Origin of the sequence: Macrococcus equi (assembly GCF_047426745.1) — a bacterium.
Lineage (GTDB): Bacteria > Bacillota > Bacilli > Staphylococcales > Staphylococcaceae > Macrococcoides > Macrococcoides equi.
Window position 1 is genome coordinate 1,406,555 of sequence record NZ_CP179732.1, and the last position, 15,740, is coordinate 1,422,294.

A 15,740-nucleotide genomic window follows, 5' to 3' on the forward strand; every position below is an offset into this window, starting at 1 on the left:
AGACTTTTTGCCCTCTATTGTATGATATAAGTATCATATATAGGGGGTATTTTTGTGGATGTTTTACAGGCAATACAATTGATTGTGAATACAATCTTTCTTGTATTAACTTTGATTGTAGCAATAGGGGTCTTTTCACTTATTTTTGTTGATAAGAAACAAAATCAGCATAGTATTTTAAGAAATTATCCGGTACTTGGGCGTGTGCGCTATTTCTTTGAAAAAATCGGACCGGAAATGCGTCAGTATTTAATTCAGTCAGATAATGAGTCTACACCTTTTTCAAGAAAAGATTATCTGGATGTTGTAAAGGCAGGTAAGTACAAATCACGAATTGGTGGATTTGGTTCAAGACGTGACTTTAATGCACCTGGTTTTTATATTCAGAACTCAATATTTCCGAAGCAACCGAATGAATTAGCGATTGATCAGCAGAAAAAAGTTGAAACAAAAGTTTATAAACTGGATGCAGAAGGATTATTTTCAAGAAAAGAGCATCGTGAGTCTGCTGCTGTAGATCCGTATTTATTAACGGATGAACATGCAGTTGTTCTTGGAAACAGACGACCTCATCCGTTTTATGTCAAACGATTAATTGGTCAATCTGGTATGAGTTACGGTGCTTTAGGTAAAAATGCGATATCAGCATTGTCAAAAGGGTTGGGTTTAGCAAACACGTGGATGAATACGGGTGAAGGTGGACTGAGTGATCATCATTTAAGCGGTAAATGTGACATCATCTTTCAAATTGGACCAGGATTGTTTGGGGTTAGAGATGAAGACGGTAACTTCAGTGAAGAACAATTTTTGAAGAAAGCACAGAATGAGTCAGTAAAAGCATTTGAAATTAAACTTGCTCAAGGTGCTAAAACACGTGGAGGTCACGTTGAAGCAGAAAAGGTTACAGAAGAAATCGCAAGAATTCGTAACGTAAAACCATTTACGACAATTAACTCTCCGAATAGATTTACGTTTATGGAGAATAATATTGATTTACTACGATTTGTAGAAAGATTACAAATGTTGAGCGGTAAACCTGTAGGCTTTAAAATGGTGGTTGGAAACCTGGAAATGTTGTACAGTTTAGTTTCAGATATGAAAACTACAGGCATCTATCCTGACTTTATCACGCTTGATGGTGGTGAAGGTGGAACAGGTGCCACATATCAGGAATTAGAAGATACGGTAGGATTACCATTATTCTCTGCATTGCCGATATTAAATGCAGTGCTGGTTGAGCAAGGTTTAAGAGATGATATTAAGATTATTGCATCTGGAAAATTAATCACACCGGATAAGGTTGCCATTGCATTAGGACTTGGTGCAGATCTGGTACAGATAGCTCGAGCGATGATGATGAGTGTGGGATGCATTATGGCACAGCAATGTCATACCAATGATTGTCCGGTAGGTGTTGCGACTACTGATCCTCATAAAGAAAAGGGACTTGTTGTAGAAGAAAAACAGTATCGTGTGACGAATTATGTCGTAAGTATGCATGAAGGATTGTTTAATCTTGCAGCAGCATGCGGTGTTGACAGCCCAACGCAGATTACAGCGAAACACTTACTATATCGAACAGATAACGGTGAAATCATTACCGGTGAACAGTATGTGAAAAGGATGTATAAAACTTTAAAAGATGTAGGTTAAAATAAGCAGGATGATATTTTAGTACCGTAGTGAATTTCTCACTACGGTGCTTTTTTTATGGATATTAATAACCGAAATTGGTAGATCCCCAATTTCGCAATCTAAAAAGAAGCTGAAATTGGTAGACCCCCAATTTCGCAATCTAAAAAGAAGCTGAAATTGGTAGACCTCCAATTTCGCAATCTAAAAAGAAGTTGAAATTGGTAGACCCCCAATTTCGCATTTCACCCTTCATAATTGCTTATCCACTTTAATAAAAGGGTAAATATTTGTAAGAGGTGAATGTCATGGATTTAAGCTTTTTGAAAGATGATACATTACTTGCTGCAAAGCACTTGCTTGGGAAAAAGATTACTACAAACATTGACGGCAAATTAACAAGTGGCTATATTACTGAAGTTGAAGCTTATCTTGGTGAACAGGATAAGGCTGCCCATACATATAATTTACGTAGAACAAAAAAGAATGAAATGATGTATCGGAATTATGGTGGGATATATGTGTATACAATGCATGGCCATCATTGTATGAATTTTATAACGAGAGACGAATTGCATCCGGAAGGTGTATTAATTAGAGCGATCGAGCCGGTTGATGGACTGGATACTATGATTGAGCGTCGTGGAAGAACTAAAAATTTGACGGATGGTCCGGGTAAACTTACCCAAAGTCTAGGGGTGAAACGTGATATGCATAATGGTACTAGAATTAATGAAGGGGATATCCAGTTAACAGATGGTAAAATTCCAATTGAAATCCTGGAAAGTAAACGAATGGGAATAGATAATAAAGAAGAAGCGGTAGAATATTTATATCGTTTTACTGTAAAGGATAATCCATTTGTATCAAAAGATAAGGTCAAAGCAGTAAGTGGTAATGGCTGGAGAAAATAAAACAGCAGCGAATTCGCTGCTGTTATTTATATATCAATATTTTCGTTGTGAATCGTAATTTTCTTATCATCTTTATGGTACTTATAAAAACTGTGTGTAATGCGGTCTAAGTGTTCAAGTCTGTCACGATAATCAAATATAGTTCCAATCACTATGAGTACATGTTCTTTACTATATTCAGGATCTTTCTGCTGATTAATCTCTCTTAAAAATGCATCGAGTATATTTTCTTTAAATGCCTCATTAATCATATAGTTATCATCAATTTTGTTTGCAGGAACTTTTTGTGAAACTCGCATTAATATCTCTTCGTGAATTGTCATAAGTTCATCCAGTTCAAATTTAATCTGAACTTTAAGTTCTTCCGGTAAATTTATAACGTCATTTTCATAGCGGTGAAGTTTTCTTAATACATCATGTGCACGTCTCGTTGCTAATATAATTTCCTTGAAGATAATCTTCTTTCTGATGTTACGGATACTTCCTTTTTTCGTATAAGCGCGTTCTTCTTTGTATAAGTTAAACTGCTCTTCTACTTTTTCGATTCTGCTTCGAATATCATCAATATCACGTTTTACTGCATGAAACTCTGTAGACCCGTTTATTTCCAGGCGTATCCATTTAAAGATGTCACTACTGATATTTAAACAGTTATAATACATCTTTGTTTCGAATTTTGGAGGTAAGAACAATGTATTTACGATGAATGCACTGAATACCCCTATCATCACGAATGTAAATCTATACGCCGCTGACATTAGAAAATCACCATCTTGATGATCCATGATAATAAGTTGAGTCACGACAGCTAATCCAGTCACATGTGACAGATTTAACTTTTGAAGTATTGAAATGAGGAGAATAGATGTAATACCGATAATGATAATATGGAATCCAAAGATATGTGCCATAAATACAGCCAATGCTGCACCGATTAAATTTCCCTGAAACTGTTCGATGATTGTTTTGAATGAACGATAAACATTTGGCTGCATTGCAAAAAGCGCAGAGATACCTGCAACGATAGCACCTGGTGTATTAAATAAGTGGGCGATAAACAATGAGACTATAATTGCGATTCCAGTTTTAAATATACGTGCGCCTAATTTCATTTTTTACATCTACCTCATTATTAGATTGATAGTACACTTATACATGAATTTCAGCTATTTTTCAATAGTCATTTCTTTAAATGCATGTTCAACTGCTGCTAGAGTATCCTTGATATCTTGTTCAGTATGTTCCGTTGTAATAAACCATGCTTCATACTTAGAAGGTGCTAAGTTGATGCCTTGATTTAACATGAGTTTGAAGAACTTCGCGAAAGCCTCACCATCCGTATTTTCAGCTTGATTATAATTAACTACCTTTTCATCGGTAAAGTAGATTGTCATAGCCCCTTTTAAACGGTTGATCGTTGCACGAATATTATACTTTTCGATCAGCTGCAGCATGCCGTCTTCTAAAATTTTACCTAAGCGATCTAATTCTTCATACACACCGTCTTTTTTTATTACTTCAAGTAATGCAATACCTGCCTGCATACTTAATGGATTACCCGCCATTGTACCCGCTTGATAAGTTGGGCCTAGTGGTGCAACATGTTCCATAATATCCTGACGACCACCATAGGCACCAATTGGCAGACCACCACCGATAACTTTACCAAATGCTGTTAAATCAGGTTTCACTCCTAATAAGTCCTGTGCTCCACCGTACATAAAACGGAATGCAGTAATAACCTCATCATAGATGACTAAGGCGCCGTGTTCATGGGCGATATCGTTTACTGCTTGCAGGAAACCTTCTTTAGGTTCAACAATTCCGAAATTACCAACGATAGGTTCTACTAATACGCCTGCAATTTGATCTCCGAAATGATGGAAAGCTTCTTTAAACTGTTCAATATCATTAAATGGCACAGTAATTACTTCCTGCGCAACACTTTTAGGTACACCAGCTGAGTCAGGTGTACCAAGTTGAGAAGGTCCACTACCAGCTGCAACAAGCACTAAGTCAGAATGACCATGGTAACATCCTGCAAATTTAATGATTTTATCTCTTTTTGTAAATGCGCGTGCCACACGAATTGTCGTCATTACTGCTTCTGTACCAGAGTTTACAAATCTAACTTTCTCTAAAGAAGGAATTGCTTCTTTAAGCATCTCAGCAAATACCACTTCATGCTCAGTTGGTGTACCATAAAGGACTCCGTTTTCTGCTGCACGTTTAATCGCTTCTGTTATATGTGGGTGTGCATGCCCTGTAATAATAGGACCATATGCAGCAAGATAATCTATATATTTATTGTCATCTACATCATAGAAATATGCGCCTTGACCACGTTTCATGACAACCGGTGCGCCACCTCCTACTGCCTTATAAGATCTTGACGGCGAATTAACGCCTCCTAAAATCGCTTCATTCGCTCGTTTTTGAATACGTTCCGAATTTGTAAAATCCATATTATCAACCTCTTTTAGTTTAGTATTTTCGTCTACTATACTATCATAGAGTTACATAAATTTTGATTAGGAGGGTTCATATGTTGAAAATTGGTGATAATTTACCAGCGTTTGCAATGGAAAATCAAGATGGTGAGATGGTGACTAATGAATCTTTGCTTGGACAAAAGACGATTTTATATTTTTATCCTCGAGATAACACACCAACATGCACGACCCAGGCATGTGATTTTAATGATAATCTGACGGACTTAAAAGAACTCGGAGCACAAGTTTACGGGGTAAGTGGTGACAGTAAGACAAAACACACTAATTTTATTAAAAAATATCAATTGAATTTTGACCTGCTCGTAGATGAAAATTATGCGTATTCTGAATCTCTTGATATATACCGTTTAAAGAAGTCATTCGGTAAAGAAGCGATGGGGATTGTCAGAACTACTATCATTCTGGATGAAAATAATAAGGTCATCGGCTTTTTTGATGGTGTGAAAGTTAAACAGCAAATGGATGAGATTAAGGCAGTACTGAAATAAGGAGAACAGCATATGAAGATTATTTCTACGATAAATCTAAAAGAAATTTTTAATGATCTAGTTTCCGCGTATCCGGAACATGAGTTTATTTTTAGAGATGGATTTGATGCGTTAACGGAAGAAGATATTGCTATGATGGAAGTAATCATAACTTATGACAGTAAGTTAAACAGTGCCGTTATAAATAAAGCTAAACGCTTAAAATGGATTGCCTGGTATGCTGCAGGTGTAAATAAATTGCCATTATCAGAAATTGCAGCAAAAAATATTGTACTTACGAATGCTCGTGGTGTGCATAAAATTCAAATTTCAGAATATATCTTTAGTTACATCATGACTGATTATAAAAATGTTTTACCTTATTATGAACTTCAGCAGCAAAGAGGATATAAAACTAAAATCAGACATAAAGAGTTATTCAATCAGACAATTTGTTTTATAGGAACAGGCGAAATACCTCAATATGCTGCACATATTGCCAAAGCATTTGGAATGAAAGTAATAGGGCTGAATACTGATGGCAGACCTGTAGAAAATTTTGATACTGTCTTGAATATAGAGCGAAGAGAGGAAGCTTTTAAAACTGCAGATATTATCGTCAATGTTTTACCGGAGACACCACAAACTATCAATCTACTGACGATATCAGATTTTGAAGCGATGGGACCAGAAGCTTTATTTATCAATGTGGGAAGAGGAACTATTGCGAAAGAAGAAGTACTATTGCAAGCATTACAAGAAAATAAAATTCGCAAAGCATGTCTGGATGTTTATTATAATGAGCCACTTGAAGCGGATAATCCGTTATATGAACTAGATAATGTGATTATGACACCTCACATCACAGGTAATAGTTTACATTATAATCAGCGTGCAACAGAAATTTTTAAACACAATTTATCAATTGGCATCAATAGTTCTAAGGAATTTAAAAATCTCGTGGATACTAATAAAGGTTACTAGTACAATCGACATCTCTTTTCGATTTACCTATTTGACATTAATGAAAAAAAGAATGTAAAATAGAATTACTATAAATTAGAAAAGAGGTGTTATGATGTCAGCGGAATTAAATATGGAAGATATGCTTGACAACGCGATACAAAGTTTGCGAAAAACTGGCGTGAGAATAACACCGCAAAGACAAGCTGTACTCAGATTTTTAATTGAATCTAATAGTCATCCTACGGCAGATGAAATATATAAGGCGTTATCTCCTCAGTTTTCTAATATGAGTGTTGCAACAGTTTATAATAATTTGAAGGTATTTAAAGAAAGTGGATTAATTAAAGAGCTGACATACGGAGATGCAGCAAGCCGTTTTGATTTTGAGACAGATAATCACTATCATGTAATCTGCAGCGAGTGTGGCAAAATAACAGACTTTCATTATCCTAGACTAGATGAAGTTGAAAACATTGCACAGCATATTACAAGCTTTGCTGTTACTCATCATCGTATGGAGATTTACGGCATCTGTCCAGAATGTTTAAATAAAAAAGGAAATCGCTACTAGCGATTTCCTCAGACTGAAGACAAAGTCTCCTTCGGAGATGAAGTCTTCAGTCTTTTTTTATACAATAATATTAACAATGATTTGGGGTGATTATTTTGTTGAGTAAATCAGAAGATAAAAGAAATCAATTAGAGGTTGTTGCAATTTCAGATTTAGTTCCACAAGACCATTTACTAAGAAAAGTAGATAAAGTATTGGATTTGAATTTTATTTATCCTCTAGTCGAAGATAAATATTGTCTTGATAATGGTCGTCCAAGTATAGACCCTGTGATTTTAGTAAAAATAATATTAATACAAAAATTATTCGGAATAAAATCAATGAGACAAACAATAAAAGAAATAGAAACAAATGTTGCTTATCGTTGGTATCTTGGATACAGTTTTCAGGATAAGATTCCTCATTTCACTACCTTCGGTAAGAATTATATTAGAAGGTTCAGTGATAATACACTTTTCGAAGAAATATTTGAACACATTCTACAGTTGGCGATGCAACATAAATTGATAGATACCTCAGCTTTATTTATTGATTCTACTCATATAAAAGCAAATGCTAATAAACATAGATTTAGAAAAGTTGTAGTAAAAAAATCAGTCGCTCATTATAAGGATGAATTAGATAAAGAAATAAACGAGGTTCGTAAATCTGAAGGAAAAAAGGAGTTCACCCCAACTCATAAGACAGAAGAAAAAGAAAAGAAAGAAAGTCTGACAGATCCTGACGCTGGTTACTATGTTAAAGGTGAACGTGAGAAACAGTTTGCTTATAGTTTACATGCTTGTGTTGATAAAAATGGATTTTTTGTAGATCACCACGTAACACCAGGTAATATTCATGATAGTACTCAATTGGCACCTATGATTTCTAGAATGAAAGATAAAGGAATTAAACCTAAAACCTTGGCTGTAGATGCTGGATATAAAACACCTTTTAATGCTTACTTTTTATTTAAAGAGTCAATCACTCCTTACATGCCATATACTAGACCAAGAGGTCCAAAGGACCGTTTCAGAAAAAATGATTTTGTTTATGATGAATATTACAATGAATATATTTGTCCTGCAAATCATCCCCTTAAATACACACGTACTGATCGTGAAGGATTTAAATTGTATCATTCTAACCCAAATGTATGTAAAGAATGTCCATTTCTAAATAAATGTACAGAAAATAAACAATATAAAAAGCAAATTCAAAGACATATTTGGCAAGAATACTTAGAAGATGTTGAAGAAATAAGACATACAGAAGAAGGAAGAATGGGATATAAATTAAGGTCTCAAACTATTGAAAGAAGATTTGGTGACGCTAAAGAACAGCATGGTATGAGATGGACAAAGTTTAGAGGATTGAAAAAAGTGTCCATGGAAACCACGCTTATTTGTGCATGCATGAATTTAAAAAAGTTAGCCAATTGGGTTATCAAAGATACTCAATTGGCTTAGCATTATAGTCAATAATTTAAATTTCGAAGAAATTTCTTCGAATAAATGAGAATATAGTCTTTAAAAAAAGACAAACTCATGTAATGAAAATGAGTTTGTCTTCAATCTGAGGAAATCGCTACTAGCGATTTCCTTTTTTATTTTGTAAGAATTACTTTTCTTGTTCTTCTAACGCTTTACTTTTTCTGGCGTTATTATAATCTTCATTGAATTCTTTGCCTTCTAAGTTTGGATCTAATGTTAAAGGCTGATTACAGTTTGCACAGATATCAGCTCTACCTAACATTTTCGTATACTGCTCACAATTTGGACAACGGACTTGAATGGTCTTAGTGGAGAGCATACCAATCCAGAAATAAACTACGAAACTAATTAAGAAGAGTATAGTACCTAATAATAAGAATAAAGAAAAGATCAATTGACTATGATAAAAATAAAAAATAGCAGAACCAATATACATCACAATCATTGCTAGAAAAATTAATCCTAGCGCCCATGATCGAATACGATTAATTTTACTCGTTGGTTTTTTATTGAACAGTTTCAAACAATCATCTCCTATATAATACTGAAATGCATTATATCATAAATACGACGAACAAATAAGCAAACACATTGATTTTAGTTCTGTTAATCAAGCAATATATCAATCAATAATAAAGTAATATGATTAAGCTAAGAGCGGAAATGGCATTACCAGAATGACAGAAAATAAATTTTAAAATAAATTATAAAAAAATAAGAAAATGTGTTGACGAAAGACACGCATCTTGATAAGATATAAAAGTCGCTGAAAACAAGTGGCACACAGCTTTAAATATCCAAAAAGAATAAATGAAAAAGTGTAAAACTAACACTTGAAACTTTGTTCTTAACGGAGTAATATAATAAAGCAAGTTAAATTACTGCTTGTGATACTGAGTGAGTCGAAAGGCGAAACGAAGTAAATAAACGAGTGTAAAACTTCTTTAAAATAAGTGTTGCAAAGAGATTTGAGTTATGTTATCATTAATTCTTGTAACGCGAAAAAATGAACATTGAAAACTGAATGACAATATGTCAACGTTAATTCCAATAATTTGAGTGAACTTAGTTCACTCCCAAGAGTGATTGCCATAAGCAATCAAAGAGCATTATCAAACAAACTATTATGGAGAGTTTGATCCTGGCTCAGGATGAACGCTGGCGGCGTGCCTAATACATGCAAGTCGAGCGAACAGACGGAGTGCTTGCACTCCTGACGTTAGCGGCGGACGGGTGAGTAACACGTGGGTAACCTACCTATAAGACTGGGATAACTTCGGGAAACCGGAGCTAATACCGGATAATATTTAGCTTCGCATGAAGCAATAGTGAAAGACGGTTTTGCTGTCACTTATAGATGGACCTGCGGTGTATTAGCTAGTTGGTGAGGTAACGGCTCACCAAGGCAACGATACATAGCCGACCTGAGAGGGTGATCGGCCACACTGGGACTGAGACACGGCCCAGACTCCTACGGGAGGCAGCAGTAGGGAATCTTCCGCAATGGACGAAAGTCTGACGGAGCAACGCCGCGTGAGTGAAGAAGGTTTTCGGATCGTAAAACTCTGTTGTAAGGGAAGAACAAGTACGTTAGTAACTGAACGTACCTTGACGGTACCTTACCAGAAAGCCACGGCTAACTACGTGCCAGCAGCCGCGGTAATACGTAGGTGGCAAGCGTTATCCGGAATTATTGGGCGTAAAGCGCGCGTAGGCGGTCTCTTAAGTCTGATGTGAAAGCCCCCGGCTCAACCGGGGAGGGTCATTGGAAACTGGGAGACTTGAGTACAGAAGAGGAGAGTGGAATTCCATGTGTAGCGGTGAAATGCGCAGAGATATGGAGGAACACCAGTGGCGAAGGCGGCTCTCTGGTCTGTAACTGACGCTGAGGTGCGAAAGCGTGGGGATCAAACAGGATTAGATACCCTGGTAGTCCACGCCGTAAACGATGAGTGCTAAGTGTTGGGGGGTTTCCGCCCCTCAGTGCTGCAGCTAACGCATTAAGCACTCCGCCTGGGGAGTACGGTCGCAAGACTGAAACTCAAAGGAATTGACGGGGACCCGCACAAGCGGTGGAGCATGTGGTTTAATTCGAAGCAACGCGAAGAACCTTACCAAATCTTGACATCCTTTGACAACTCTAGAGATAGAGCTTTCCCCTTCGGGGGACAAAGTGACAGGTGGTGCATGGTTGTCGTCAGCTCGTGTCGTGAGATGTTGGGTTAAGTCCCGCAACGAGCGCAACCCTTATCTTTAGTTGCCATCATTAAGTTGGGCACTCTAGAGAGACTGCCGGTGACAAACCGGAGGAAGGTGGGGATGACGTCAAATCATCATGCCCCTTATGATTTGGGCTACACACGTGCTACAATGGTTGGTACAAAGGGCAGCAAAACCGCGAGGTCAAGCAAATCCCATAAAACCAATCTCAGTTCGGATTGTAGTCTGCAACTCGACTACATGAAGCTGGAATCGCTAGTAATCGTAGATCAGCATGCTACGGTGAATACGTTCCCGGGTCTTGTACACACCGCCCGTCACACCACGAGAGTTTGTAACACCCGAAGCCGGTGGAGTAACCTTTTAGGAGCTAGCCGTCGAAGGTGGGACAGATGATTGGGGTGAAGTCGTAACAAGGTAGCCGTATCGGAAGGTGCGGCTGGATCACCTCCTTTCTAAGGATATTACGGAAAAGGAATTCTTGAAATTCCTTCGGAATAGCGTTTGACATATTGTATTCAGTTTTGAATGTTTATACATTTAATGGGCCTATAGCTCAGCTGGTTAGAGCGCACGCCTGATAAGCGTGAGGTCGATGGTTCGAGTCCATTTAGGCCCACCATTATAAATATTCAATTCAAATAGATAAATTATAAATACCTTTATGGGGGCTTAGCTCAGCTGGGAGAGCGCCTGCTTTGCACGCAGGAGGTCAGCGGTTCGATCCCGCTAGTCTCCACCATTATTTTTAAAATTGTACTTTGAAAACTAGATAAAGTAAGAAGAAATAAAAGATTTTACCAAGCAAAACCGAGTGAGTTCATTTTTGAATTCTTAAAAAAATCGCGCGTCTACATTTATGTAGACATCACAATATTAATAACAGATTAAGTTATTAAGGGCGCACGGTGGATGCCTTGGCACTAGAAGCCGACGAAGGACGTTACTAACGACGATATGCTTTGGGGAGCTGTAAGTAAGCTTTGATCCAGAGATTTCCGAATGGGGAAACCCAGCATGAGTTATGTCATGTTATCCATATATGAATACATAGTATATGAGAAGGCACACCCTGAGAACTGAAACATCTAAGTACCCGGAGGAAGAGAAAGAAAACTCGATTCCCTTAGTAGCGGCGAGCGAAACGGGAAGAGCCCAAACCAGAGTGCTTGCATTCTGGGGTTGTAGGACACTCAATACGGAGTTACAAAGGAACAGTTTAGACGAATGACTTTGGAAAAGTCAGCCATAGAAGGTAAAGGCCCTGTAGTCGAAAAGTTGTTCTCTCCTGAGTGGATCCTGAGTACGGCGGAACACGTGGAATTCCGTCGGAATCCGGGAGGACCATCTCCCAAGGCTAAATACTCTCTAGTGACCGATAGTGAACCAGTACCGTGAGGGAAAGGTGAAAAGCACCCCGGAAGGGGAGTGAAATAGAACCTGAAACCGTGTGCTTACAAGTAGTCAGAGCCCGTTAATGGGTGATGGCGTGCCTTTTGTAGAATGAACCGGCGAGTTACGATTTGATGCAAGGTTAAGCAGTATATGTGGAGCCGTAGCGAAAGCGAGTCTGAATAGGGCGAATGAGTATCAGGTCGTAGACCCGAAACCAGGTGATCTACCCATGTCCAGGTTGAAGTTCAGGTAACACTGAATGGAGGACCGAACCGACTTACGTTGAAAAGTGAGCGGATGAGGTGTGGGTAGCGGAGAAATTCCAATCGAACCTGGAGATAGCTGGTTCTCTCCGAAATAGCTTTAGGGCTAGCCTCGTGTGATGATTATTGGAGGTAGAGCACTGTTTGGACTAGGGGCCCCCCTCGGGTTACCGAATTCAGACAAACTCCGAATGCCAAATAATTTAACACGGGAGTCAGACTGCGGGTGATAAGGTCCGTAGTCGAGAGGGAAACAGCCCAGACCACCAGCTAAGGTCCCAAAATATATGTTAAGTGGAAAAGGATGTGGCGTTGCCCAGACAACTAGGATGTTGGCTTAGAAGCAGCCATCATTTAAAGAGTGCGTAATAGCTCACTAGTCGAGTGACGCTGCGCCGAAAATGTACCGGGGCTAAACATATTACCGAAGCTGTGGATTGTCCGTAGGACAATGGTAGGAGAGCGTTCTAAGCAGCGTCGAAGCATGATCGCAAGGACATGTGGAGCGCTTAGAAGTGAGAATGCCGGTGTGAGTAGCGAAAGACGGGTGAGAATCCCGTCCACCGATTGACTAAGGTTTCCAGAGGAAGGCTCGTCCGCTCTGGGTTAGTCGGGACCTAAGCCGAGGCCGAATGGCGTAGGCGATGGACAACAGGTAGATATTCCTGTACCACCTAAGATTGTTTGAACGATGGGGGGACGCAGTAGGATAGGCGAAGCGTACTGTTGGTTATGTACGTCCAAGCACTGAGACTGAGTATTAGGCAAATCCGGTACTCTTAAGGTCAAGGTGTGATGGGGAGCGAAATTATAGTAGCGAAGTCGTTGATTTCACACTGCCAAGAAAAGCCTCTAGTTAGAAATTAGGTGCCCGTACCGCAAACCGACACAGGTAGTCAAGATGAGAATTCTAAGGTGAGCGAGCGAACTCTCGTTAAGGAACTCGGCAAAATGACCCCGTAACTTCGGGAGAAGGGGTGCTTTTTAGGGTGCAAGCCTTGAAGAGCCGCAGTGAATAGGCCCAAGCGACTGTTTATCAAAAACACAGGTCTCTGCAAAACCGTAAGGTGACGTATAGGGGCTGACGCCTGCCCGGTGCTGGAAGGTTAAAAGGAGTGGTTAGCATTAGCGAAGCTACGAATTGAAGCCCCAGTAAACGGCGGCCGTAACTATAACGGTCCTAAGGTAGCGAAATTCCTTGTCGGGTAAGTTCCGACCCGCACGAAAGGCGTAACGATTTGGGCACTGTCTCAACGAGAGACTCGGTGAAATCATAGTACCTGTGAAGATGCAGGTTACCCGCGACAGGACGGAAAGACCCCGTGGAGCTTTACTGCAGCCTGATATTGAAATTCGGCACAGCTTGTACAGGATAGGTAGGAGCCTTTGAAACGTGAGCGTCAGCTTACGTGGAGGCGTTGGTGGGATACTACCCTGGCTGTGTTGACTTTCTAACCCGCGCCACTTATCGTGGCGGGAGACAGTGTCAGGCGGGCAGTTTGACTGGGGCGGTCGCCTCCTAAAGAGTAACGGAGGCGCTCAAAGGTTCCCTCAGAATGGTTGGAAATCATTCGCAGAGTGTAAAGGCACAAGGGAGCTTGACTGCGAGACCTACAAGTCGAGCAGGGTCGAAAGACGGACTTAGTGATCCGGTGGTTCCGCATGGAAGGGCCATCGCTCAACGGATAAAAGCTACCCCGGGGATAACAGGCTTATCTCCCCCAAGAGTTCACATCGACGGGGAGGTTTGGCACCTCGATGTCGGCTCATCGCATCCTGGGGCTGTAGTCGGTCCCAAGGGTTGGGCTGTTCGCCCATTAAAGCGGTACGCGAGCTGGGTTCAGAACGTCGTGAGACAGTTCGGTCCCTATCCGTCGTGGGCGTAGGAAATTTGAGAGGAGCTGTCCTTAGTACGAGAGGACCGGGATGGACATACCTCTGGTGTACCAGTTGTCGCGCCAGCGGCATAGCTGGGTAGCTATGTATGGACGGGATAAGTGCTGAAAGCATCTAAGCATGAAGTCCCCCTCAAGATGAGATTTCCCAACTTCGGTTATAAGATCCCTCAAAGATGATGAGGTTAATAGGTTCGAGGTGGAAGTACAGTAATGTATGGAGCTGACGAATACTAATCGATCGAAGACTTAATCAATTTTATAAGATTTTTTGCACGGTGATGTTTGGTACATCATATTTCTTCTTAAGTTTATCTAGTTTTGAAAGTATAATGTTAAAAGTGGAAACGAGCGTTATGGCTTGAGTCATTTTTGATAAGGCGATATAAAATCCGTCAGGATTTTATAGAGGCTTAGAAAATGATGAAAGACAGCGAGTTGAAACTGGATATCATATCTTTCATTTGTCTGGTGACGATGGCAGAGAGGTCACACCTGTTCCCATACCGAACACAGAAGTTAAGCTCTCTAGCGCCGATGGTAGTTGGTCTTACGATCCGCGAGAGTAGGACGTTGCCGGGCAATATATACCCAGGAGGATTAGCTCAGCTGGGAGAGCATCTGCCTTACAAGCAGAGGGTCGGCGGTTCGAGCCCGTCATCCTCCACCATTTAATTATTATTATGCCGGAATAGCTCAACTGGTAGAGCAACTGACTTGTAATCAGTAGGTTGAGGGTTCAAGTCCTTTTTCCGGCACCATTTCTTGAGCCATTAGCTCAGTTGGTAGAGCATTTGACTTTTAATCAAAGGGTCAGAGGTTCGAATCCTCTATGGCTCACCATTCTTTTAAAAATTATATGCGGGTGTGGCGGAACTGGCAGACGCACTAGACTTAGGATCTAGCGCCTACGGCGTGGGGGTTCGACTCCCTTCACCCGCACCATATTTGCGAAAGTAGTTCAGTGGTAGAATACAACCTTGCCAAGGTTGGGGTCGCGGGTTCGAATCCCGTCTTTCGCTCCATTAATTCTATCAATAAAATATCTTGCTTATTATTCTTAATAAGCCGGGGTGGCGGAACTGGCAGACGCACAGGACTTAAAATCCTGCGGTAAGTGATTACCGTACCGGTTCGATTCCGGTCCTCGGCACCATTAGCGCCCGTAGCTCAATTGGATAGAGCGTTTGACTACGGATCAAAAGGTTAGGGGTTCGACTCCTCTCGGGCGCGCCATTATTTTAATTTACTAGCTACGGGAAGTAGCTCAGCTTGGTAGAGCACTTGGTTTGGGACCAAGGGGTCGCAGGTTCGAATCCTGTCTTCCCGATTTGCTTTAAAAGCTTTAATATGGGGGCTTAGCTCAGCTGGGAGAGCGCCTGCTTTGCACGCAGGAGGTCAGCGGTTCGATCCCGCTAGTCTCCACCATATT

At 40.1% G+C, this 15,740-nt stretch carries 9 protein-coding genes, 11 tRNA genes and 3 rRNA genes; 20 read left to right on the forward strand and 3 right to left on the reverse strand.

Annotated features, from left to right (window positions below; translation table 11 throughout):
* Positions 1 to 54: 54 nt before the first annotated feature.
* Both ACMGE6_RS07275 and ACMGE6_RS07280 read left to right on the forward strand, forming a co-directional pair.
* Complete coding sequence (locus ACMGE6_RS07275) at positions 55 to 1,653, forward strand: FMN-binding glutamate synthase family protein (RefSeq protein WP_414053298.1); 1,599 nt, start codon at positions 55 to 57, stop codon at positions 1,651 to 1,653.
* A 287-nt stretch (positions 1,654 to 1,940) separates the two neighbouring features.
* Complete coding sequence (locus ACMGE6_RS07280) at positions 1,941 to 2,546, forward strand: DNA-3-methyladenine glycosylase (protein WP_414053299.1); 606 nt, start codon at positions 1,941 to 1,943, stop codon at positions 2,544 to 2,546.
* Positions 2,547 to 2,572: 26 nt separating this feature from the next.
* Here ACMGE6_RS07280 and ACMGE6_RS07285 read toward each other — a convergent pair whose 3' ends face one another.
* Positions 2,573 to 3,658, reverse strand: a complete 1,086-nt coding sequence (locus ACMGE6_RS07285; RefSeq protein WP_414053300.1) for an FUSC family protein — start codon at positions 3,656 to 3,658, stop codon at positions 2,573 to 2,575.
* Positions 3,659 to 3,712: 54 nt separating this feature from the next.
* A complete protein-coding gene (locus ACMGE6_RS07290; RefSeq protein WP_414053301.1) occupies positions 3,713 to 5,011 on the reverse strand; it encodes a glutamate-1-semialdehyde 2,1-aminomutase in 1,299 nt (432 codons plus the stop codon).
* 80 nt (positions 5,012 to 5,091) lie between these two features.
* Between ACMGE6_RS07290 and ACMGE6_RS07295 the strand changes: the two genes are divergently transcribed.
* The 4 genes from ACMGE6_RS07295 to ACMGE6_RS07310 all read left to right on the forward strand — a co-directional run bounded on the left by ACMGE6_RS07295 (position 5,092) and on the right by ACMGE6_RS07310 (position 8,511).
* Complete coding sequence (locus ACMGE6_RS07295) at positions 5,092 to 5,547, forward strand: peroxiredoxin (RefSeq protein ID WP_414045865.1); 456 nt, start codon at positions 5,092 to 5,094, stop codon at positions 5,545 to 5,547.
* Between the two features lie 12 nt (positions 5,548 to 5,559).
* Positions 5,560 to 6,510, forward strand: a complete 951-nt coding sequence (locus ACMGE6_RS07300; RefSeq protein WP_414047101.1) for a phosphoglycerate dehydrogenase — start codon at positions 5,560 to 5,562, stop codon at positions 6,508 to 6,510.
* 94 nt (positions 6,511 to 6,604) lie between these two features.
* The gene (gene perR / locus ACMGE6_RS07305) at positions 6,605 to 7,063 is read left to right on the forward strand and encodes a peroxide-responsive transcriptional repressor PerR (RefSeq protein ID WP_414045867.1); all 459 of its coding nucleotides are present in this window, start codon (positions 6,605 to 6,607) and stop codon (positions 7,061 to 7,063) included.
* Positions 7,064 to 7,155: 92 nt separating this feature from the next.
* A complete protein-coding gene (locus ACMGE6_RS07310; RefSeq protein ID WP_414046802.1) occupies positions 7,156 to 8,511 on the forward strand; it encodes an IS1182 family transposase in 1,356 nt (451 codons plus the stop codon).
* Between the two features lie 151 nt (positions 8,512 to 8,662).
* Here the strand turns inward: ACMGE6_RS07310 and ACMGE6_RS07315 are convergent, their stop codons facing one another.
* Positions 8,663 to 9,058 (reverse strand): YgzB family protein, encoded by a 396-nt coding sequence (locus ACMGE6_RS07315; protein ID WP_414053302.1) that lies wholly within the window; start codon positions 9,056 to 9,058, stop codon positions 8,663 to 8,665.
* Between the two features lie 600 nt (positions 9,059 to 9,658).
* Between ACMGE6_RS07315 and ACMGE6_RS07320 the strand changes: the two genes are divergently transcribed.
* The 14 genes from ACMGE6_RS07320 (at position 9,659) to ACMGE6_RS07385 (ending at position 15,736) form a co-directional block, all read left to right on the forward strand.
* Positions 9,659 to 11,210, forward strand: a 16S ribosomal RNA gene (locus ACMGE6_RS07320).
* Positions 11,211 to 11,300: 90 nt separating this feature from the next.
* Positions 11,301 to 11,377: transfer RNA gene (locus ACMGE6_RS07325), tRNA-Ile, on the forward strand.
* 44 nt (positions 11,378 to 11,421) lie between these two features.
* Positions 11,422 to 11,497: transfer RNA gene (locus ACMGE6_RS07330), tRNA-Ala, on the forward strand.
* Positions 11,498 to 11,640: 143 nt separating this feature from the next.
* Positions 11,641 to 14,565: ribosomal RNA gene (locus tag ACMGE6_RS07335) — 23S ribosomal RNA — on the forward strand.
* Positions 14,566 to 14,775: 210 nt separating this feature from the next.
* Positions 14,776 to 14,890 (forward strand): 5S ribosomal RNA (rrf, locus tag ACMGE6_RS07340).
* Together the 16S, 23S and 5S rRNA genes with 11 tRNA genes alongside form the textbook arrangement of a ribosomal RNA operon.
* A gap of 12 nt (positions 14,891 to 14,902) precedes the next feature.
* Positions 14,903 to 14,978: transfer RNA gene (locus ACMGE6_RS07345), tRNA-Val, on the forward strand.
* A gap of 15 nt (positions 14,979 to 14,993) precedes the next feature.
* Positions 14,994 to 15,069: transfer RNA gene (locus ACMGE6_RS07350), tRNA-Thr, on the forward strand.
* Between the two features lie 6 nt (positions 15,070 to 15,075).
* A tRNA-Lys gene (locus ACMGE6_RS07355) sits at positions 15,076 to 15,151 on the forward strand.
* Positions 15,152 to 15,169: 18 nt separating this feature from the next.
* A tRNA-Leu gene (locus ACMGE6_RS07360) sits at positions 15,170 to 15,253 on the forward strand.
* Between the two features lie 5 nt (positions 15,254 to 15,258).
* A tRNA-Gly gene (locus ACMGE6_RS07365) sits at positions 15,259 to 15,333 on the forward strand.
* A gap of 42 nt (positions 15,334 to 15,375) precedes the next feature.
* Positions 15,376 to 15,464 (forward strand) — tRNA-Leu (locus ACMGE6_RS07370).
* Positions 15,465 to 15,467: 3 nt separating this feature from the next.
* Positions 15,468 to 15,544 (forward strand) — tRNA-Arg (locus tag ACMGE6_RS07375).
* Between the two features lie 20 nt (positions 15,545 to 15,564).
* Positions 15,565 to 15,638, forward strand: a tRNA-Pro gene (locus ACMGE6_RS07380).
* Positions 15,639 to 15,660: 22 nt separating this feature from the next.
* Positions 15,661 to 15,736 (forward strand) — tRNA-Ala (locus tag ACMGE6_RS07385).
* Positions 15,737 to 15,740 lie beyond the last annotated feature (4 nt).